This window comes from Escherichia sp. MOD1-EC5189 (genome assembly GCF_002966045.1).
GTDB classification, from domain to species: domain Bacteria; phylum Pseudomonadota; class Gammaproteobacteria; order Enterobacterales; family Enterobacteriaceae; genus Escherichia; species Escherichia coli_F.
In genome coordinates this window covers 26,829-44,007 of the sequence record NZ_PTRX01000003.1, presented here as the reverse complement: position 1 = coordinate 44,007, position 17,179 = coordinate 26,829, and the positions used below count along the sequence as shown (strand labels likewise).

Below are 17,179 nucleotides of genomic sequence, written 5' to 3'. Positions count from 1 at the left end.
TCTCCGTTTCACCTACCTTATGTCATTAAACTAGCATGCGTTAGTTAAACAGCGCCTAACTATGTCGATATTCGTGCTTTTTCAGAATGAGTCGCTTGCTTCAGCGCATATTGCCGCTACGATTAAGCGAACATAAAAAGAGAAGAGGTTGTAATGCGATTCATCATTCGCACAGTTATGCTGATAGCACTGGTATGGATAGGATTATTACTCAGCGGATATGGCGTTTTGATTGGAAGCAAAGAGAATGCCGCGGGATTAGGTTTGCAATGTACCTATCTGACCGCCAGAGGCACCAGCACGGTACAATACCTGCACACTAAAAGTGGTTTTCTGGGGATAACAGATTGCCCGTTGTTACGTAAAAGCAATATTGTGGTCGATAATGGTTAAGGGTAATAAATAACCAGATTCTCACTCATGAGTAAAATATTCTTATCGCAAGTGCGTTTAATATAACGCCACCTTCAACTTTATTTTTCTCATGCTAAATAAAGAACCTGTCTGTTTGATATTCAGACAGGTTCTTACTCTCATCAGAACGGATAGTCGTGATAACCCATTTGGGCAGAAATTTTGCGCGCCGCGGTATGCAACATTGCGACATATTCCTGTAAACGCTCTTCAGAGAAACGCAACGTCGGGAAGGAGATGCTCAGACCGGCAATGACCACGCCAAAGCGATCAAATACCGGAACCGCAATGCAACGCAGTCCTTCTTCCTGCTCTTCGTTATCTTCGCCATACCCCTGCTCGCGCACCTGGTCCAGAACGGGTAATAACGCTTCTGTACTGGTGATGGTCCGTTCGGTACTGCGTTTATACTCCACGCCCTCAAGAATTTGCTTCACTTCATCGCGATCGCGCCATGCCAGCAGTACCTTACCAATCGCGGTGCTGTACAGCGGATTACGACGCCCAATCCGTGAATACATGCGCAAATTGTACATAGAGTCAATTTTGTGGATGTAAACAATACTGTCTTCGTCCAGTGCGCCAAGGTGGATAGTTTCTTTCGTCAGGCGGGAAATCTCACGCATCTGGATATCTGCGCTACGAATTAAATCGACGTTTTGTAACGCGCGAGCGCCCAGTTCAAACAATTTCAGGGTCAGCGAATATTTCTCCGACTCCCCTTCCTGCGCCACATAACCCAGGGTTTTCATGGTCTGTAAAAAGCGATAAACGGTGCTTTTTGACATCATGACGCGCTGCGACAGCTCGGTTATCCCTATTTCGCGCTCTTCACCCAGCGCCTGCAAAATGCCAAAAACTTTCAGCACGGAAGATACAGAATCAGGCTGTTTATCCAGATCTGCGTTAGCCATTTATCACCTCATTGCGAGTGTTTTATAAAAATCAGAACTGTTTTTTATTATAATTTCGCACCTGGGTGGTCGCAATCCATCTTTTGCCGGTTAGTTACAATTCTGCGACATCCACCGTGAATATCAGTGCTAGAATCTTACCCCTGCCGATTATTCACCAAAGATATAAAATTCCTATGCCAAAAGTTCAGGCCGACGGCCTGCCATTGCCCCTGCGATACGGTGCGATATTAACCATTGTGATTGGTATTTCGATGGCTGTGCTTGACGGCGCAATCGCCAACGTCGCCTTGCCAACAATCGCCACAGACCTTCATGCCACACCGGCCAGTTCCATCTGGGTAGTGAACGCCTATCAAATCGCCATTGTCATCTCCCTGCTCTCGTTTTCGTTTCTGGGCGATATGTTTGGCTATCGACGTATTTATAAATGCGGTCTGGTCGTTTTTCTGTTGTCTTCACTGTTCTGCGCCCTTTCTGATTCACTACAAATGCTCACCTTTGCGCGTGTCATACAAGGTTTCGGCGGTGCAGCGTTGATGAGCGTTAATACTGCACTTATCCGCCTGATCTATCCACAACGTTTTCTGGGTAGAGGGATGGGCGTAAACTCGTTTATTGTTGCCGTCTCTTCTGCTGCCGGGCCGACAATTGCTGCAGCAATCCTCTCCATCGCATCCTGGAAATGGTTATTTTTAATCAACGTACCGTTGGGTATTATCGCCCTGCTTCTGGCCATGCGTTTTCTGCCACCCAATGGCTCTCGTGCCAGTAAACCCCGTTTCGACCTGCCCAGCGCCGTGATGAACGCGTTAACCTTCGGCCTGCTTATTACTGCATTGAGTGGTTTCGCTCAGGGGCAATCGCTGACGTTGATTGGCGCGGAACTGGTGGTAATGGTTGTCGTTGGTATTTTCTTTATTCGCCGCCAGCTTTCTCTTCCCGTACCGCTGCTACCGGTGGATTTACTGCGTATCCCGCTGTTTTCGCTTTCTATTTGCACATCTGTTTGCTCTTTCTGCGCACAAATGCTGGCAATGGTTTCCCTGCCCTTTTACCTGCAAACCGTGCTCGGGCGTAGTGAAGTCGAAACAGGTTTACTTCTGACACCGTGGCCGTTAGCAACAATGGTGATGGCTCCGCTGGCAGGCTATTTGATTGAACGCGTACATGCAGGATTGCTGGGTGCTTTAGGGTTGTTCATCATGGCTGCGGGGCTTTTTTCCCTGGTTCTGCTGCCCGCGTCACCTGCGGATATCAATATTATCTGGCCGATGATCTTATGTGGCGCTGGATTTGGCTTATTCCAGTCACCCAATAACCACACCATTATTACCTCCGCTCCGCGCGAACGTAGCGGTGGGGCCAGTGGCATGTTAGGGACGGCTCGTCTATTGGGTCAGAGTAGTGGCGCGGCGCTGGTGGCGCTGATGCTAAATCAGTTTGGTGATAATGGTACACACGTCTCGCTGATGGCTGCGGCTATTCTGGCAGTGATTGCTGCCTGTGTCAGTGGCTTACGTATTACCCAGCCACGATCCAGGGCATAAAAAAAGCGCGTCGATCAGGACGCGCTTTTTAGTATTTACTTCATATTACTTCAGGTATTCACCCGTACGCAGAGCTTCAATACGTTTATCCAGCGGCGGGTGAGTCATGAACAACTCACTGAGCGATTTCGACTTCCCGTTAATACAGAAAGCCATCATGCTGGTTGCTTCTTGTGGTTCATAGCTGGTTTTCAGGCGTTGCAGCGCGGCAATCATTTTCTCACGACCAACCAGTTTTGCTGAACCCGCATCGGCGTGGAATTCACGGTGACGCGAGAACCACATGGTGATAATGCTCGCCAGAATACCAAACACCAGTTCCAGCACCGTCGCGACGGCAAAGTAGATCAGTGGGTTGCCGTTGCTCTCTTCACCTTCGTCACGGTTACCGCCCATGAAGCCAGCAGCCAGCTGCGCCAGAATACGTGAAATAAAGATAACGAAGGTGTTCACCACGCCCTGAATCAGCGTCATGGTGACCATATCACCATTGGCGATGTGACTGATTTCGTGAGCAATTACCGCCTCAGCTTCATCCGGGCTCATGTTCTGCAGCAAACCGGTGCTGACAGCAACCAGAGAGGCATCACGGCGCGCACCGGTTGCAAAAGCGTTGATGTCCGGCGCATGGTAGATAGCCACTTGCGGCATAGCGATCCCCGCCTGACGAGCCTGGGTTGCTACAGTATTGACCAGCCAACGTTCCCTTTCGTTACGCGGTTGCTCGATCACTTCCCCGCCAACAGATCGTAATGCCATCCATTTGGACATCAGAAGCGAAACGAAGGAACCACCAAAACCGAACAGCAAGGCCATGATCATCAGCCCCTGAACGCTGCTCGACTGTATCCCTGTCAGGCTCAGTACCAGCCCGAAAACGACCATTACGGCCAGGTTCGTTAGCAGGAAGAGCGCGATTCGCATCATAATTTTCTTTTTACCTCAGTTTAACAAAACGCAATATGCGATACCCACATCGTATGGGTTACGCGACTATTTTCAAGTCTGGATAGTGCGTAAGTCACCAGAAAGACACAACTTTACATTTTGTAGCATCTGATTTACGGCATCTTGCCGCTGTTAAAAAATCAGGCACAATTTCTTGTGCCTGATTGATGTTACTTGACGGGAGCGGGTTGTTCCGCGGGTCTGGCTTTTTCAAGCTTCGCCAAATCGAGTGCGATATTCACCGTCTCATCCAGATAAGGATCCGGTTCCTGGTAATCTTTCGGTAGATCATCCAGCTTCTTCAACTCCGGTTTACCTTCGCGTTTAAAGCGTTCGTTCAAACGCGCCAGACGCGTCGCATCATCTTCATTATTCTCTTTCTCACGCACCGCGTAATTCAGAGAAACGATATTGCGCTTGTCCTTCATGGCGTTGAAGCGCGCGATATCCTTCATGATGTTCTGGAACTCAGGATCTTTCGCGATACGCGCATTATGCGCCTTCAGCAACTCCGGTTCAAAGGCCGTTAAATCGCCTGATTTCACATAGGTTGCAGCATCAATGCTATCCCACGGCAGCGCGTTATCTTCAAATTTCTCTCCCGTTTCCGTTTCTTCATTACCTGTCGGCATGATGATGTCTGGCGTTACGCCCTTACGTTGCGTACTGCCGCCGTTAACGCGATAGAATTTCTGGATCGTGTATTGAACAGAACCCAAAGCTGGCCATTCAGGACGTAACATCTGATCGTAAATACGGTTCAATGAACGGTACTGCTGGACAGTGCCTTTACCAAATGTCGGTTCACCCACAACCAGCGCACGACCGTAATCCTGCATTGCCGCAGCAAAGATTTCTGAAGCCGAAGCACTAAAGCGGTCAACCAGCACCACCAGCGGGCCTTTATAGAAGACCTGACCGTCGGTATCGCTGTCTTCACGAACTTTACCGTTGTTATCACGAACCTGAACAATCGGACCTGCAGGAATAAACAGGCCTGAAAGCGATACTGCCTCGGTCAACGCCCCACCGCCATTGCTACGCAGGTCGATGATCACACTGCTGACATTCTGTTTTTCCAGTTTCTGCAGTTGTACTTTGACATCATCTGTCAAACCCACATAGAAGCCAGGAATATCCAGCACGCCAACTTTCTCTTTACCGACGGTCTTCACCGACATTTTAACCGCGCGGTCTTCGAGGCGAATACGTTCACGGGTCAACGTTACAGTACGGGTCTTGGTCCCTTTACCGGCAGGTAAAATTTCCAGACGAACTTTACTGCCCTTCGGCCCTTTAATTAAGGCAACCACGTCATCAAGACGCCAGCCAATCACGTCAACCATCGGCTTGCCTGTTTGACCAACACCGACAATTTTGTCACCAACGCTGATAGCTTTACTCTTCGCTGCCGGGCCACCTGCCACCATCGAATTGATAACGGTGTAGTCATCATCCATTTGCAGCACTGCGCCAATACCTTCCAGCGACAAACTCATTTCAGTGTTGAACTGTTCGGTATTACGCGGGGAAAGATAGTTGGTATGCGGGTCTATTTCACGAGCAAACGCCGTCATTGCCAGCGAGAAAACATCTTCGCTGTTGGTTTGCGCCAGACGACGAATGGCAAATTTGTAGCGGCGAGTCAGGGTTTCACGAATTTCTTTATCCGTTTTTCCTGTCAGCTTAAGACTTAACTCGTCGAATTTGACTTTACTGTCCCACAGCGCGTTCAACTCAGCCTCGTTTTTCGGCCATGGAGCTTTGCTGCGGTCAAGGTTATAAGTGTCGTTGCCGGTAAAATCCATCGGCTTTTCCAGTACCGACAAAGCGTACTGGTAACGTTCAAAACGGCGCTTTTGCGCCAAATTGTAGAGATCGTAGAAAACGTCGAGTTTGCCTGAACGCAGTTCATCGCCTAACTCGGTTTTCTTTTTCGCGAACTGTTCAACATCGCTTGCCAGCAGCACGTTGTGGCTGTAATCGAGCAGATTCAGGTAGCGGTCAAAGATTTTAGCCGAAAATGCCTGATCGAGGTCGAACTGGCGATAATGAGAACGGGTGAAGCGCGACGTTACGCGCTCACTCACCGTCGCATGCTGCGTCTCTTCCTTTAACACCGGAATTTGATCAGCACGCGTGATATCTTCTACAGCGAAGGTCTGGCCTGCTATTGCAAGCAGGCCAGCTAACGCGGTAAGCCTAAAAAACATGTTCATGCCTGGCCCGGCCTCCGTTTCAGAACACCAGGTGTTCTGCGCGCACAATCAAAGACATACCCGAATTCAGTTGGACGCGGACGCCGTCTTTGGTGATTTCTAATACGGTGGCATCCATCGCGTTTTGACCCGCTTTCACCTTCAGGGCTTGTCCGACAGTCAGAGCTGAAATGTCAGAAACTGGGGTGTGCTGTTCTTCGCGAGGTGCTTTTGCTGTTTTTGGCGCTTTCTCTACCGGCTTTTGCGCACGTGGTTTACGCTCAGCGCCTTCTTTGCGGCGTGGCGTGGTCGGACGTGGCTTGCGTTCACGGCGCGGTGCGTCTTCTTTCTCACCAGCAGCTGCGGCAGCTTCGCGTTTTTTCGCTTGCTGCTCAGCACGCTGTGCTTGAACACGTGCTTTCGCTTCTTCAAGCTGCTTGCGAGCATGCTCTACATGTTGCTCGTCCAGCTCACCGCATGGGTTGCCGTCAAGATCGACACGCGTTGCGCCGGGTTTAACACCGTAAAGGTAACGCCAGCTCGAGGTATAGAGACGTAAAGCGGATCGCAATTGCGTTTTGCTCAGGTTCATTTCCCCGGCAACACGATCGACCAAATCCTGAAAAATACCGATTTTCAGCGGACGCGCTTCACCTTCCGCACTGAAACAGTGGGGAAAACGTTCGGCCAGAAACGCGATTACTTCTTTACTGCTATTCAACTTAGGTTGATTTTCCATGAAATTTCCTGATTACAACGGACGTAGCCAACAAGCGCAGGCATGAACAGGCGTCATTATAATGACGCCATCAGTAAATGCTACGTTATCCGTTGATTATCCTGCGACGCTCGCAAAGAATTTTTTGTAATCCGTCATTGCAAGCACCTTTTCAAGCTGTGCCACAAGCTGACGTAAGCCCTGCTCGTCCTCGTCTGTAAAGCGACCGAAGACGGTACTGTCGATATCGAGAACACCAATAATCTGATTTTTCACCACCAGCGGCAGGACAATTTCAGAATTACTTGCTGCATCACAGGCAATATGTCCGTCAAAAGCGTGAACATCCTCGATTCGCTGCACTTCATTACGGGCAACTGCAGTGCCACACACACCGCGCCCGACGGGGATGCGTACACAAGCAATTTTGCCCTGAAACGGTCCGAGAACCAACGTCTCGTCCTCAAGTAAATAAAAACCTGCCCAGTTTACGTCAGTGAGACGCTCATATAACAACGCACTGGTGTTCGCAAGCGTTGCCAGAAAACTGGTTTCTCCCGCCATCAGCGCGTTAAAGTCACGGTTTAAATCCGCGTAAAATTCTGTTTTGTTCATTATGTAATCACTTGGTTGTCTTACCTGGAACTGCCAGCCTATTAAAATAAGCATTAAATGCGTTAATGCTCAAGATCATTCCCATCATGGGTTAAGATTAATGTTAATTCTTATTACATTTGGCACGTCATGGCTCTTAACACACCACAAATTACGCCGACAAAAAAGATAACAGTGAGGGCAATTGGCGAGGAACTGCCGCGTGGTGATTACCAACGTTGCCCACAATGTGACATGCTGTTTAGCCTACCCGAGATAAACTCTCATCAAAGTGCCTATTGTCCGCGCTGTCAGGCAAAAATTCGTGACGGGCGCGACTGGTCGCTAACGCGCCTGGCAGCAATGGCATTCACCATGCTGTTGCTGATGCCGTTTGCCTGGGGCGAACCGCTGTTGCATATCTGGCTGTTAGGTATTCGTATTGACGCCAATGTCATGCAAGGCATCTGGCAAATGACCAAACAGGGCGATGCAATAACGGGGGCGATGGTCTTTTTTTGCGTTATTGGTGCCCCCCTTATTCTGGTGACCTCCATAGCTTATTTATGGTTTGGTAACCGACTGGGAATGAATCTACGCCCGGTACTGCTGATGCTTGAGCGATTGAAAGAGTGGGTGATGCTGGACATCTATCTGGTCGGTATTGGCGTTGCTTCTATAAAGGTGCAGGATTATGCGCACATTCAGGCGGGTATTGGTCTGTTCTCTTTTGTTGCATTAGTGATATTGACCACGGTGACGTTGTCACATCTTAATGTCGAGGAACTGTGGGCGCGATTTTATCCACAGCGCCCCGCTACGCGTAGGGACGAGAAACTTCGTGTCTGCCTGGGATGCCATTTTACCGGCTATCCCGATCAGCGTGGTCGCTGCCCGCGTTGCCATATCCCGCTACGCCTGCGTCGCCGTCATAGTCTGCAAAAGTGCTGGGCAGCGCTGTTAGCATCAATCGTGTTGTTGTTACCTGCCAACCTGTTACCTATTTCTATCATTTATCTGAATGGTGGGCGGCAGGAAGATACGATTCTTTCCGGGATTATGTCGCTGGCAAGTAGCAACATTGCGGTCGCCGGAATCGTGTTTATCGCCAGTATTCTGGTGCCATTTACCAAAGTGATCGTCATGTTCACTTTACTGTTGAGCATTCATTTTAAATGCCAGCAAGGTTTACGCACACGGATTCTGTTACTGCGGATGGTGACCTGGATCGGTCGCTGGTCGATGCTCGACCTGTTTGTCATATCTTTAACCATGTCGCTAATTAATCGCGATCAGATCCTCGCTTTTACTATGGGACCGGCTGCGTTTTATTTCGGCGCAGCGGTAATTTTGACTATTCTTGCTGTGGAATGGCTGGACAGCCGCTTACTTTGGGATGCACATGAGTCAGGAAACGCCCGCTTCGACGACTGAAGCGCAGATTAAAAATAAACGCCGTATCTCACCTTTCTGGCTGCTGCCGTTCATCGCGCTTATGATTGCCGGTTGGCTGATTTGGGACAGTTATCAGGATCGGGGTAATACCGTCACCATCGACTTTATGTCGGCGGACGGTATCGTCCCGGGCCGCACACCTGTTCGTTATCAGGGCGTTGAGGTCGGAACAGTGCAGGATATCAGCCTGAGCGACGATCTTCGTAAGATTGAAGTCAAAGTCAGCATCAAGTCCGATATGAAAGATGCGCTGCGCGAGGAGACACAGTTCTGGCTGGTGACGCCAAAAGCCTCGTTGGCAGGTGTCTCCGGGCTGGACGCCCTCGTCGGGGGTAACTATATCGGCATGATGCCGGGTAAAGGTAAAGAGCAGGATCACTTTGTCGCACTCGATACCCAACCGAAATATCGGCTGGATAATGGCGATCTGATGATCCACCTGCAAGCCCCCGATCTCGGTTCACTGAACAGTGGTTCACTGGTCTATTTCCGCAAGATCCCGGTGGGTAAAGTCTACGACTATGCCATCAATCCCAATAAACAAGGTGTGGTGATAGATGTCCTGATCGAGCGGCGTTTTACCGATCTGGTGAAAAAAGGTAGCCGTTTCTGGAACGTTTCTGGCGTTGATGCCAACGTCAGTATCAGTGGTGCGAAGGTGAAACTGGAAAGTCTGGCGGCACTGGTTAACGGTGCGATTGCCTTCGATTCACCTGAAGAGTCGAAACCTGCCGAGGCGGAAGATACCTTTGGTCTGTATGAAGATCTGGCCCACAGCCAGCGTGGCGTAATAATAAAACTGGAACTGCCGAGTGGGGCCGGATTAACCGCCGACTCGACGCCGTTAATGTATCAGGGGCTGGAAGTCGGACAGCTGACTAAACTGGATTTAAATCCTGGTGGTAAAGTCACTGGGGAAATGACCGTTGATCCCAGCGTCGTCACGCTGTTACGGGAAAATACCCGCATCGAATTACGTAATCCAAAATTATCCCTTAGCGATGCTAATCTCAGTGCCTTGCTGACCGGCAAAACCTTCGAGTTGGTGCCGGGCGACGGTGAGCCACGTAAAGAGTTTATTGTTGTTCCTGGCGAAAAAGCCCTGCTCCATGAGCCAGATGTTCTGACGCTGACCCTGACAGCACCAGAAAGTTACGGCATTGATGCTGGTCAGCCGCTCATTCTTCACGGCGTGCAGGTAGGCCAGGTTATTGATCGTAAACTCACCAGCAAAGGCGTCACCTTTACCGTCGCCATCGAGCCTCAGCATCGCGAACTGGTAAAAGGCGATAGCAAATTTGTCGTCAACAGCCGTGTCGACGTGAAGGTGGGGCTGGATGGCGTTGAGTTTCTCGGTGCCAGCGCCTCAGAATGGATTAACGGCGGGATACGTATTCTGCCAGGCGATAAAGGCGAGATGAAAGCCAGCTATCCGCTGTATGCCAATCTGGAAAAAGCGCTGGAGAACAGCCTTAGCGATTTACCCACCACAACCGTGAGTTTGAGTGCAGAGACATTGCCAGATGTGCAGGCAGGATCGGTAGTGCTGTACCGTAAATTTGAAGTTGGTGAAGTTATTACTGTGCGTCCGCGAGCTAACGCGTTTGATATCGATCTGCATATTAAGCCGGAGTATCGCAACCTTCTGACCAGCAACAGCGTGTTCTGGGCAGAAGGTGGGGCGAAAGTTCAGCTAAATGGTAGTGGTCTGACTGTACAGGCATCCCCGCTCTCCAGAGCATTAAAGGGGGCTATTAGCTTCGATAACCTCAGCGGTGCCAGCGCCAGTCAGCGTAAAGGCGACAAGCGAATTCTGTATGCTTCCGAAACAGCGGCCCGTGCGGTTGGAGGGCAAATTACGCTTCACGCTTTCGATGCCGGAAAACTGGCGGTCGGGATGCCAATTCGCTATCTCGGTATTGATATCGGGCAAATCCAGACGCTGGATCTGATTACCGCGCGCAATGAAGTACAGGCAAAGGCGGTACTCTATCCGGAATATGTCCAGACCTTTGCACGCGGTGGTACACGCTTCTCAGTGGTCACACCGCAAATTTCGGCAGCTGGCGTTGAGCATCTTGATACTATCCTCCAGCCGTATATCAACGTCGAACCAGGCCGGGGCAATCCTCGCCGCGACTTTGAATTACAAGAGGCCACCATAACTGATTCGCGTTACCTGGATGGCTTAAGCATTATTGTTGAAGCGCCGGAAGCCGGTTCGTTAGGCATCGGTACGCCTGTGCTGTTCCGTGGTCTGGAAGTCGGTACGGTTACCGGAATGACGCTGGGGACATTGTCAGATCGCGTGATGATTGCGATGCGCATCAGTAAACGCTATCAACACCTGGTGCGTAACAATTCCGTCTTCTGGTTGGCATCGGGTTACAGTCTGGACTTTGGTCTGACGGGCGGCGTCGTGAAAACCGGCACCTTTAACCAGTTTATCCGTGGCGGCATCGCCTTCGCTACGCCTCCGGGTACGCCGCTGGCACCGAAAGCCCAGGAAGGCAAGCACTTCCTGTTGCAGGAAAGTGAACCGAAAGAGTGGCGTGAATGGGGAACAGCGCTTCCCAAATAATGCCCACTGCTCCGGCGTGCCTGCGCCGGAGCGTTTATGCTAAACTGCGCGCCTGTTTTTTTGCCAGTGGTACATGCTCGTGGCCCAACACACCGTTTATTTCCCGGACGCCTTTCTGACACAAATGCGCGAAGCAATGCCTTCGACGCTCTCATTTGATGATTTTCTGGCCGCCTGTCAGCGCCCGTTGCGCCGTAGTATTCGCGTTAATACGCTGAAAATCTCCGTTGCTGATTTCCTGCAATTAACCGCCCCTTATGGCTGGACGCTTACGCCAATTCCGTGGTGTGAAGAAGGTTTCTGGATTGAACGCAACGATGAAGATGCCTTGCCATTGGGTAGTACCGCCGAGCATTTAAGTGGCCTGTTTTATATTCAGGAAGCCAGTTCAATGTTGCCCGTCGCCGCCTTGTTTGCTGACGGTAATGCACCACAGCGGGTGATGGATGTCGCTGCCGCGCCCGGCTCCAAAACGACGCAAATTGCCGCGCGGATGAATAACGAAGGGGCGATCCTTGCCAATGAGTTTTCCGCCAGTCGGGTAAAAGTGTTACATGCCAATATCAGCCGCTGTGGCATCCGTAATGTTGCGCTCACGCATTTTGATGGCCGTGTATTTGGTGCGGCAGTGCCAGAAATGTTCGATGCCATTTTGCTGGACGCTCCCTGCTCCGGCGAAGGCGTGGTGCGTAAAGATCCCGATGCGCTAAAAAACTGGTCACCAGAAAGCAATCAGGAAATCGCAGCTACCCAACGGGAACTGATCGACAGCGCCTTTCATGCATTACGCCCTGGCGGTACGCTGATTTACTCGACCTGTACCTTAAACCAGGAAGAAAATGAAGCCGTCTGCCGGTGGCTGAAAGAGACTTACCCCGACGCAGTAGAGTTTTTACCGCTTGGCGATCTCTTCCCTGGTGCAAATAAGGCGCTGACCGAAGAAGGCTTTTTGCATGTTTTCCCACAAATTTACGACTGCGAAGGCTTCTTCGTTGCTCGTCTGCGTAAAACTCAGGCGATCCCCGTCTTACCCGCCCCAAAATACAAAGTGGGCAATTTCCCGTTTAGCCCGGTGAAAGATCGCGAAGCCGGTCAAATTCGTCAGGCGGCTGCAAGTGTTGGCTTAAACTGGGATGGAAACCTGCGACTCTGGCAACGCGACAAAGAACTGTGGTTGTTCCCGGTGGGCATTGAAGCCTTGATCGGTAAAGTCCGATTTTCTCGGTTGGGGATTAAACTTGCCGAAACACATAACAAAGGTTATCGCTGGCAGCATGAAGCGGTTATTGCCCTTGCCTCCCCCGACAATGTGAACGCTTTTGAACTGACACCGCAGGAAGCGGAAGAATGGTATCGCGGGCGCGATGTTTACCCGCAAGCCGCGCCAGTAGCGGATGATGTATTGGTTACTTTCCAGCATCAGCCGATTGGTTTAGCCAAACGGATTGGTTCGCGACTGAAAAACAGCTACCCGCGTGAACTGGTGCGCGACGGGAAGCTTTTTACCGGTAACGCCTGAAAGCGCACAAAAAAAGCGCACTTTTTGACTGGCACATTCGGCTGCCTCAACTAGGCTGAAAAATGGTGCGATCGGACTGGTCGTACCACAACCGGCAGCTAAATGGAGAGCACGAAGATGAAAACCAGTGTGCGCATAGGCGCTTTTGAAATCGACGACGGCGAATTACACGGCGAATCGCCGGGTGATCGAACGTTAACCATTCCTTGTAAATCAGACCCCGATTTATGTATGCAACTGGATGCCTGGGATGCTGAAACCAGTATCCCTGCCCTGCTAAATGGCGAACACTCTGTCCTTTACCGTACCCGTTACGATCAACAATCTGATGCCTGGATTATGCGTCTTGCCTGATCCAAAAAGAACCCGTCGGCATGGCGGGTTATTTGTCCTGGTTATTCCCCCGTTGTAAAATCTCTCCTAAACTTAACGGTACGGCACCACACTTCGGGGATGAAATGTTCGCGCTGGTACTTTTTGTTTGCTACCTGGATGGCGGTTGTGAAGATATTGTTGTGGATGTCTACAACACGGAACAACAGTGTCTTTATTCTATGAGCGATCAACGGATCCGCCATGGCGGTTGTTTTCCGATTGAGGATTTTATAGATGGTTTCTGGCGACCTGCACAGGAGTACGGTGATTTTTAATTATTGCAATTGCACAAGAGTCAGTTCTCCCCCAAAGACAGCACCGGTATCAATATAATGCAGGTTGCCAATATCCACGCGATGGCGCAACGGTGTATGACCAAACCAGAAATGATCAGCACCTGTAATTCCCTGCCCTTTTTGGCCTTCACGTAATCGTGAGCGGCTCCACAAGACCTGATGCAAATCGACGTCCTTTTGCCATTCATAAACATCATCCGGATAATCGGCATGGGCAATAACATGTTTGCCGGTGCGACTGTGTACTTCAAGAATAAAGGGCAAATACTGACATTTTTCCAGCGCCGTTTTCGCTTGTTTCTGTTGATTATCTGCCAGCGCAATAAACCAGTCGCCGCCATTCATCAACCACAATGACATCTGCTGGGATGCCAGCGCATCCATCGCCATCTGTTCATGATTGCCTCTTACCGCACGAACCCAATGTTGTTCCAGTAACTGCAGGCAACGTAAACTTTGCGGCCCACGATCGATAACGTCTCCCACTGAGATAAGTAAATCTCGCCACGGATCAAAACGACAATGCCATAATTTGCGGCGCAACTGCTCAAGACAACCGTGTATATCGCCTGAAAGCCAGATATGTCGCCATTGATGACCCGCAACTCTCTGATAAACGGGCGCAGGCTGTTTCATCAATATTTTCCTCCCGCGCTAAAGATCACATAATCTTAACAAGAATGTTAAAAAACGCTGGACTCAGACAGTAGAGTGTGTGTTATGGTTGACTATAAAGTCAGCGAAGGGAATGCTTCTGGCTTTTAACAGATAAAAAGAGACCGAACACGATTCCTGTATTCGTCAACGAGAAATAAAATCATTTAAAATCAATATATTAAATAAAAAAGCGCGCATTTTTCAATCCTGAACACATAGCATTGCATACCAATGCATTCAATTAGTTACCATTTTTTTCGAGTTTTTTAGAGAAATTTTCGGGAATATTTCAGGTCAATCCATGCATACACAAGCAATTCCTGTATTGAATAATTCCGTAGCAATTATGTAAAATCATCGCCGGCTGATTTTCATTCAAACTCGCGCTATCGAACGTCCATCAGCCAGCCGTGGCACGTTCTTGCATACGACGTGCTACGGTTTCATTTATCTCCGACCGGAAACCTCTTATACAAAGTTGACACACCAACATCATAGATAATAGCCACCTTCTGGCGAGGAACGCCTGATGCAATTAATCGCCCGGCCTGCGCCCATTGTTCTGGTGTTTGTTACTATGAGTGTGCAGAAAAATATCGTATAATGCTCTCCTCAGCATCCGTAAAGTATCACGAACTTAGCTTTTAAATAACAAACAACCAGATTTTACACTTCATTAAATTTAGGGCTAATATGGTCGAAAGTAATAATTAAGGAGATTATCGTGTTATCTTACTTAATAGCAATTCATTTTGTTTTACTTGGGAATTCTTCTGATTTAAAAAGCTTTTGGAAATCTGAAGTAATACGGCGGGAGTATATGGATATCTGGAGGCTTTTCAGAGAAAAAAAACAACGTAACAGGAATTTCCTTTTCTGGTGGCGGCTGGCTAACGAAATGTATATTAATGGTAATAAATTACATAAGAAAGCTGCTAAAAAGTTAAACAATAAAATAATTAACAAATTTGGTTGCGAGATTGGACTGGGAGCAAAAATTGGAAAAGGGCTAACAATTCCCCATCACGCTGGAATTGTTGTTCATTTTGCTGTTGATGCTGGTGAAAATCTGGTGTTACGACAGAATACTACGATTGGACAGATAGATGGTGACATACCTGGTTCAAGAGTAAAAATTGGTAGTAACGTTGATATCGGAGCTAATTGTTGCATCATTGGATTATCACGTAAAATTGGGGATAATGTAAAAATAGGCGCAATGTCTTTTATAAATAAAGATATACCATCGAACTGCACATATATAACTAAAAAGAGCGGTGTTGTATTGTATAAATAGAGCACATAAAGCCATCGATATTTCTATCGATGGCTTTTTCTTTTTATTGTGGGGCGACTGGCCACTCAATATCCGCTGCTACTGTTGTATCAACACGATTCAACAATACCCGATATGTCTTCCATGCAGCCAGTAACGATGCCTCTTCTTCCGTCGCAATATCCAAATCTACAGCATCCTGAAGTGGCGCAATATGCTCGCTAGCTACCTGCATCAGGCTGTTTTTTGTTTCTTCCGCCTCCTGGCTCCGAAACAGTTTTTCTGCTTCTGCATCTTTCACCCAAGATGTACCGTTCCACTTCTGAAACTCCCCTTCCGGGGATAACCAGGTGACATTTTCCGGTAATGGGCCAAGTTCAGAAATAAATAACGCGTCGCCGGAAGCCACGTCATAGACGGTTTTACCCCGATGGTCTTCAACGAGATGCCACGATGCCTCATCAGTGTTGAAAACAGCCACGAAGCCAGCCGGAATATCTGGCGGTGCAATATCGGTACTGTTTGCTGGCAGACCTGTATGAGGTGGAATGTATGCATCACCTTCACCAATAAATTCATTAGTTCCGGCCAGCAGATTATAAATTTTTATGGTCTGTGGTTGTTCACTCATTCTGAATTCCATTATGCGAGCCTCACAATATAGTTAAATGCGATGTTTTTGACGGTGTTTTCCGCGTTACCAGCAGCGTTAACGGTGATGGTGTGTCCATGTGAACCAATCGCAACGGAGTGCGTGTGTGCACCAATACCGACAGTGTGCTGATGAGAACCAATACCTACAGTATGAGAATGTGAGCCAGAGGAACCTGTTGTTGCTGATGTATATTGAGTTGCCAGACGCCCAGATGTCAGTGGAATTTTCCCCCCCTGGTTTGCACCATCTGATGTTGGTATTGAATGCGTGTGACTCCCGGCGTTACTGGTAGTTTTGGTCCCATAGTCAAATAGTGAGGTTGTTTTCGTCCCGTAATCAAACGACGATGTGGTTTTCGTACCCAAATCCGTACTGGATACGCTGGCGCTGTGGGTGTGCGATTTAATGCCGTCCTGTTCCTGAGACAATACGGCACGACCACTGGCGGGCTTGCCCTTAATCGTCCAGCCACGCATATCAGGGATCACGCCTGACGGATAAGCGGCTGCAAGTTTCGGGTATGCAGACTTGTCAAAAGTCTGTCCCTGCATCAGAGCATAACCAGATGGAACTGTATCTGATGGCCACGGGATCGGGGCACCTACAGGAAAGGTCGAATTATCTTCCAGACCAAGATATTTAAGGACATCAGCAACAGAGCTTTTTGCCAAAATATCTCGCCCAACCTGTGTCAGGTCAGCCAAATTAGCGGTATCTTGATTGGTAAAATACGGTAATTTGTTTTCGGATGCTGAAAGATTAGCAAGTGCGGTAAGTATGGCATTAATTCTCTGATAGTTCTTATCTAATGCAGACGACATTTTTGCGATAAAGCCGGCCTGATCGCCATCGTCCTGTACATCCAGTCCACTTTCATTTGCTGTATATTGTGCTATTGCAGATGCAATAAAGCTGGCCTGCCGAATAACCTTATTGACTTGCGCACTGGATGCTTTCCCTGCTGTAAATCCGGATAAAAGCGCAGGCAACGCTTCCCATTCCTCCTGCGGCATAACATTGGCATTTTTA

15 protein-coding genes and 2 pseudogenes are annotated in these 17,179 nt (G+C 49.0%); 8 read left to right on the top strand and 9 right to left on the bottom strand.

What is annotated here, in order from left to right:
• The first annotated feature begins 153 nt into the window (after positions 1–153).
• Entirely contained in the window at positions 154–393 is a 240-nt protein-coding gene (locus ATB02_RS03125) for a YobH family protein (RefSeq protein WP_001211011.1), read from the top strand.
• Positions 394–536: 143 nt separating this feature from the next.
• Here the strand turns inward: ATB02_RS03125 and kdgR are convergent, their stop codons facing one another.
• The gene (gene kdgR / locus ATB02_RS03120) at positions 537–1,328 is read right to left on the bottom strand and encodes a DNA-binding transcriptional regulator KdgR (RefSeq protein WP_001262182.1); all 792 of its coding nucleotides are present in this window, start codon (positions 1,326–1,328) and stop codon (positions 537–539) included.
• A gap of 176 nt (positions 1,329–1,504) precedes the next feature.
• Here kdgR and ATB02_RS03115 point away from each other — a divergent pair, with 176 nt between their 5' ends.
• Positions 1,505–2,878, top strand: coding sequence for an MFS transporter (locus ATB02_RS03115; RefSeq protein WP_105271069.1), 1,374 nt, complete (start codon positions 1,505–1,507; stop codon positions 2,876–2,878).
• Positions 2,879–2,923: 45 nt separating this feature from the next.
• Here ATB02_RS03115 and htpX read toward each other — a convergent pair whose 3' ends face one another.
• The 4 genes from htpX to msrC all read right to left on the bottom strand — a co-directional run bounded on the left by htpX (position 2,924) and on the right by msrC (position 7,357).
• Positions 2,924–3,805: a protease HtpX gene (htpX, locus tag ATB02_RS03110; protein WP_000984517.1), complete on the bottom strand. Its 882-nt coding sequence runs from the start codon at positions 3,803–3,805 to the stop codon at positions 2,924–2,926.
• Positions 3,806–3,996: 191 nt separating this feature from the next.
• Positions 3,997–6,045 carry a carboxy terminal-processing peptidase gene (prc, locus tag ATB02_RS03105; protein WP_001055790.1) on the bottom strand — a complete coding sequence of 683 codons (2,049 nt, stop codon included), beginning with the start codon at positions 6,043–6,045 and terminating at the stop codon, positions 3,997–3,999.
• Positions 6,046–6,064: 19 nt separating this feature from the next.
• Positions 6,065–6,763: an RNA chaperone ProQ gene (proQ, locus tag ATB02_RS03100; protein WP_000431368.1), complete on the bottom strand. Its 699-nt coding sequence runs from the start codon at positions 6,761–6,763 to the stop codon at positions 6,065–6,067.
• Between the two features lie 96 nt (positions 6,764–6,859).
• Positions 6,860–7,357 (bottom strand): L-methionine (R)-S-oxide reductase, encoded by a 498-nt coding sequence (gene msrC / locus ATB02_RS03095; protein ID WP_001043890.1) that lies wholly within the window; start codon positions 7,355–7,357, stop codon positions 6,860–6,862.
• Positions 7,358–7,486: 129 nt separating this feature from the next.
• On the opposite strand from msrC, the gene yebS reads away from it, so the two are divergent.
• The 5 genes from yebS to ATB02_RS03070 all read left to right on the top strand — a co-directional run bounded on the left by yebS (position 7,487) and on the right by ATB02_RS03070 (position 13,541).
• Complete coding sequence (gene yebS / locus ATB02_RS03090; RefSeq protein WP_001354731.1) at positions 7,487–8,770, top strand: membrane integrity lipid transport subunit YebS; 1,284 nt, start codon at positions 7,487–7,489, stop codon at positions 8,768–8,770.
• Positions 8,739–11,372, top strand: coding sequence for a lipid-binding membrane homeostasis protein YebT (gene yebT, locus ATB02_RS03085; protein WP_001360729.1), 2,634 nt, complete (start codon positions 8,739–8,741; stop codon positions 11,370–11,372). The genes yebS and yebT overlap by 32 nt, the downstream gene beginning before the upstream one ends.
• Before the next feature lie 79 nt (positions 11,373–11,451).
• Positions 11,452–12,891, top strand: a complete 1,440-nt coding sequence (gene rsmF / locus ATB02_RS03080; protein WP_105271124.1) for a 16S rRNA (cytosine(1407)-C(5))-methyltransferase RsmF — start codon at positions 11,452–11,454, stop codon at positions 12,889–12,891.
• Positions 12,892–13,008: 117 nt separating this feature from the next.
• Complete coding sequence (locus ATB02_RS03075; RefSeq protein ID WP_001295499.1) at positions 13,009–13,245, top strand: YebV family protein; 237 nt, start codon at positions 13,009–13,011, stop codon at positions 13,243–13,245.
• Positions 13,246–13,349: 104 nt separating this feature from the next.
• The gene (locus ATB02_RS03070; protein WP_001296140.1) at positions 13,350–13,541 is read left to right on the top strand and encodes a YebW family protein; all 192 of its coding nucleotides are present in this window, start codon (positions 13,350–13,352) and stop codon (positions 13,539–13,541) included.
• Here the strand turns inward: ATB02_RS03070 and pphA are convergent, their stop codons facing one another.
• Together pphA and ATB02_RS03055 are read right to left on the bottom strand one after the other, a co-directional pair.
• Entirely contained in the window at positions 13,542–14,198 is a 657-nt protein-coding gene (gene pphA, locus ATB02_RS03065; protein ID WP_105271068.1) for a protein-serine/threonine phosphatase, read from the bottom strand. It abuts the gene before it with no gap.
• Between the two features lie 464 nt (positions 14,199–14,662).
• A pseudogene (locus tag ATB02_RS03055) lies at positions 14,663–14,788 on the bottom strand (helix-turn-helix domain-containing protein); the annotation flags it as partial.
• A gap of 155 nt (positions 14,789–14,943) precedes the next feature.
• On the opposite strand from ATB02_RS03055, the gene ATB02_RS03050 reads away from it, so the two are divergent.
• Positions 14,944–15,516 (top strand): serine acetyltransferase, encoded by a 573-nt coding sequence (locus ATB02_RS03050; protein WP_122995823.1) that lies wholly within the window; start codon positions 14,944–14,946, stop codon positions 15,514–15,516.
• A gap of 43 nt (positions 15,517–15,559) precedes the next feature.
• Here ATB02_RS03050 and ATB02_RS03045 read toward each other — a convergent pair whose 3' ends face one another.
• Together ATB02_RS03045 and ATB02_RS26590 are read right to left on the bottom strand one after the other, a co-directional pair.
• Positions 15,560–16,138: a tail fiber assembly protein gene (locus tag ATB02_RS03045; protein ID WP_105271067.1), complete on the bottom strand. Its 579-nt coding sequence runs from the start codon at positions 16,136–16,138 to the stop codon at positions 15,560–15,562.
• Positions 16,138–16,761, bottom strand: a pseudogene (locus tag ATB02_RS26590) (tail fiber protein); the annotation flags it as partial. The gene ATB02_RS03045 and the pseudogene ATB02_RS26590, both read right to left, overlap by 1 nt.
• Between the last annotated feature and the right edge of the window lie 418 nt (positions 16,762–17,179).

Coding starts and splice junctions, on each gene's coding strand:
- kdgR (WP_001262182.1), bottom strand. CDS start 1,328: ATGGCTAACGCAGATCTGGATAAACAGCCTGATTCTGTATCTTCCGTG.
- ATB02_RS03075 (WP_001295499.1), top strand. CDS start 13,009: ATGAAAACCAGTGTGCGCATAGGCGCTTTTGAAATCGACGACGGCGAA.
- yebT (WP_001360729.1), top strand. CDS start 8,739: ATGAGTCAGGAAACGCCCGCTTCGACGACTGAAGCGCAGATTAAAAAT.
- pphA (WP_105271068.1), bottom strand. CDS start 14,198: ATGAAACAGCCTGCGCCCGTTTATCAGAGAGTTGCGGGTCATCAATGG.
- prc (WP_001055790.1), bottom strand. CDS start 6,045: ATGAACATGTTTTTTAGGCTTACCGCGTTAGCTGGCCTGCTTGCAATA.
- ATB02_RS03045 (WP_105271067.1), bottom strand. CDS start 16,138: ATGGAATTCAGAATGAGTGAACAACCACAGACCATAAAAATTTATAAT.
- msrC (WP_001043890.1), bottom strand. CDS start 7,357: ATGAACAAAACAGAATTTTACGCGGATTTAAACCGTGACTTTAACGCG.
- yebS (WP_001354731.1), top strand. CDS start 7,487: ATGGCTCTTAACACACCACAAATTACGCCGACAAAAAAGATAACAGTG.
- proQ (WP_000431368.1), bottom strand. CDS start 6,763: ATGGAAAATCAACCTAAGTTGAATAGCAGTAAAGAAGTAATCGCGTTT.
- htpX (WP_000984517.1), bottom strand. CDS start 3,805: ATGATGCGAATCGCGCTCTTCCTGCTAACGAACCTGGCCGTAATGGTC.
- ATB02_RS03070 (WP_001296140.1), top strand. CDS start 13,350: ATGTTCGCGCTGGTACTTTTTGTTTGCTACCTGGATGGCGGTTGTGAA.
- ATB02_RS03115 (WP_105271069.1), top strand. CDS start 1,505: ATGCCAAAAGTTCAGGCCGACGGCCTGCCATTGCCCCTGCGATACGGT.
- ATB02_RS03125 (WP_001211011.1), top strand. CDS start 154: ATGCGATTCATCATTCGCACAGTTATGCTGATAGCACTGGTATGGATA.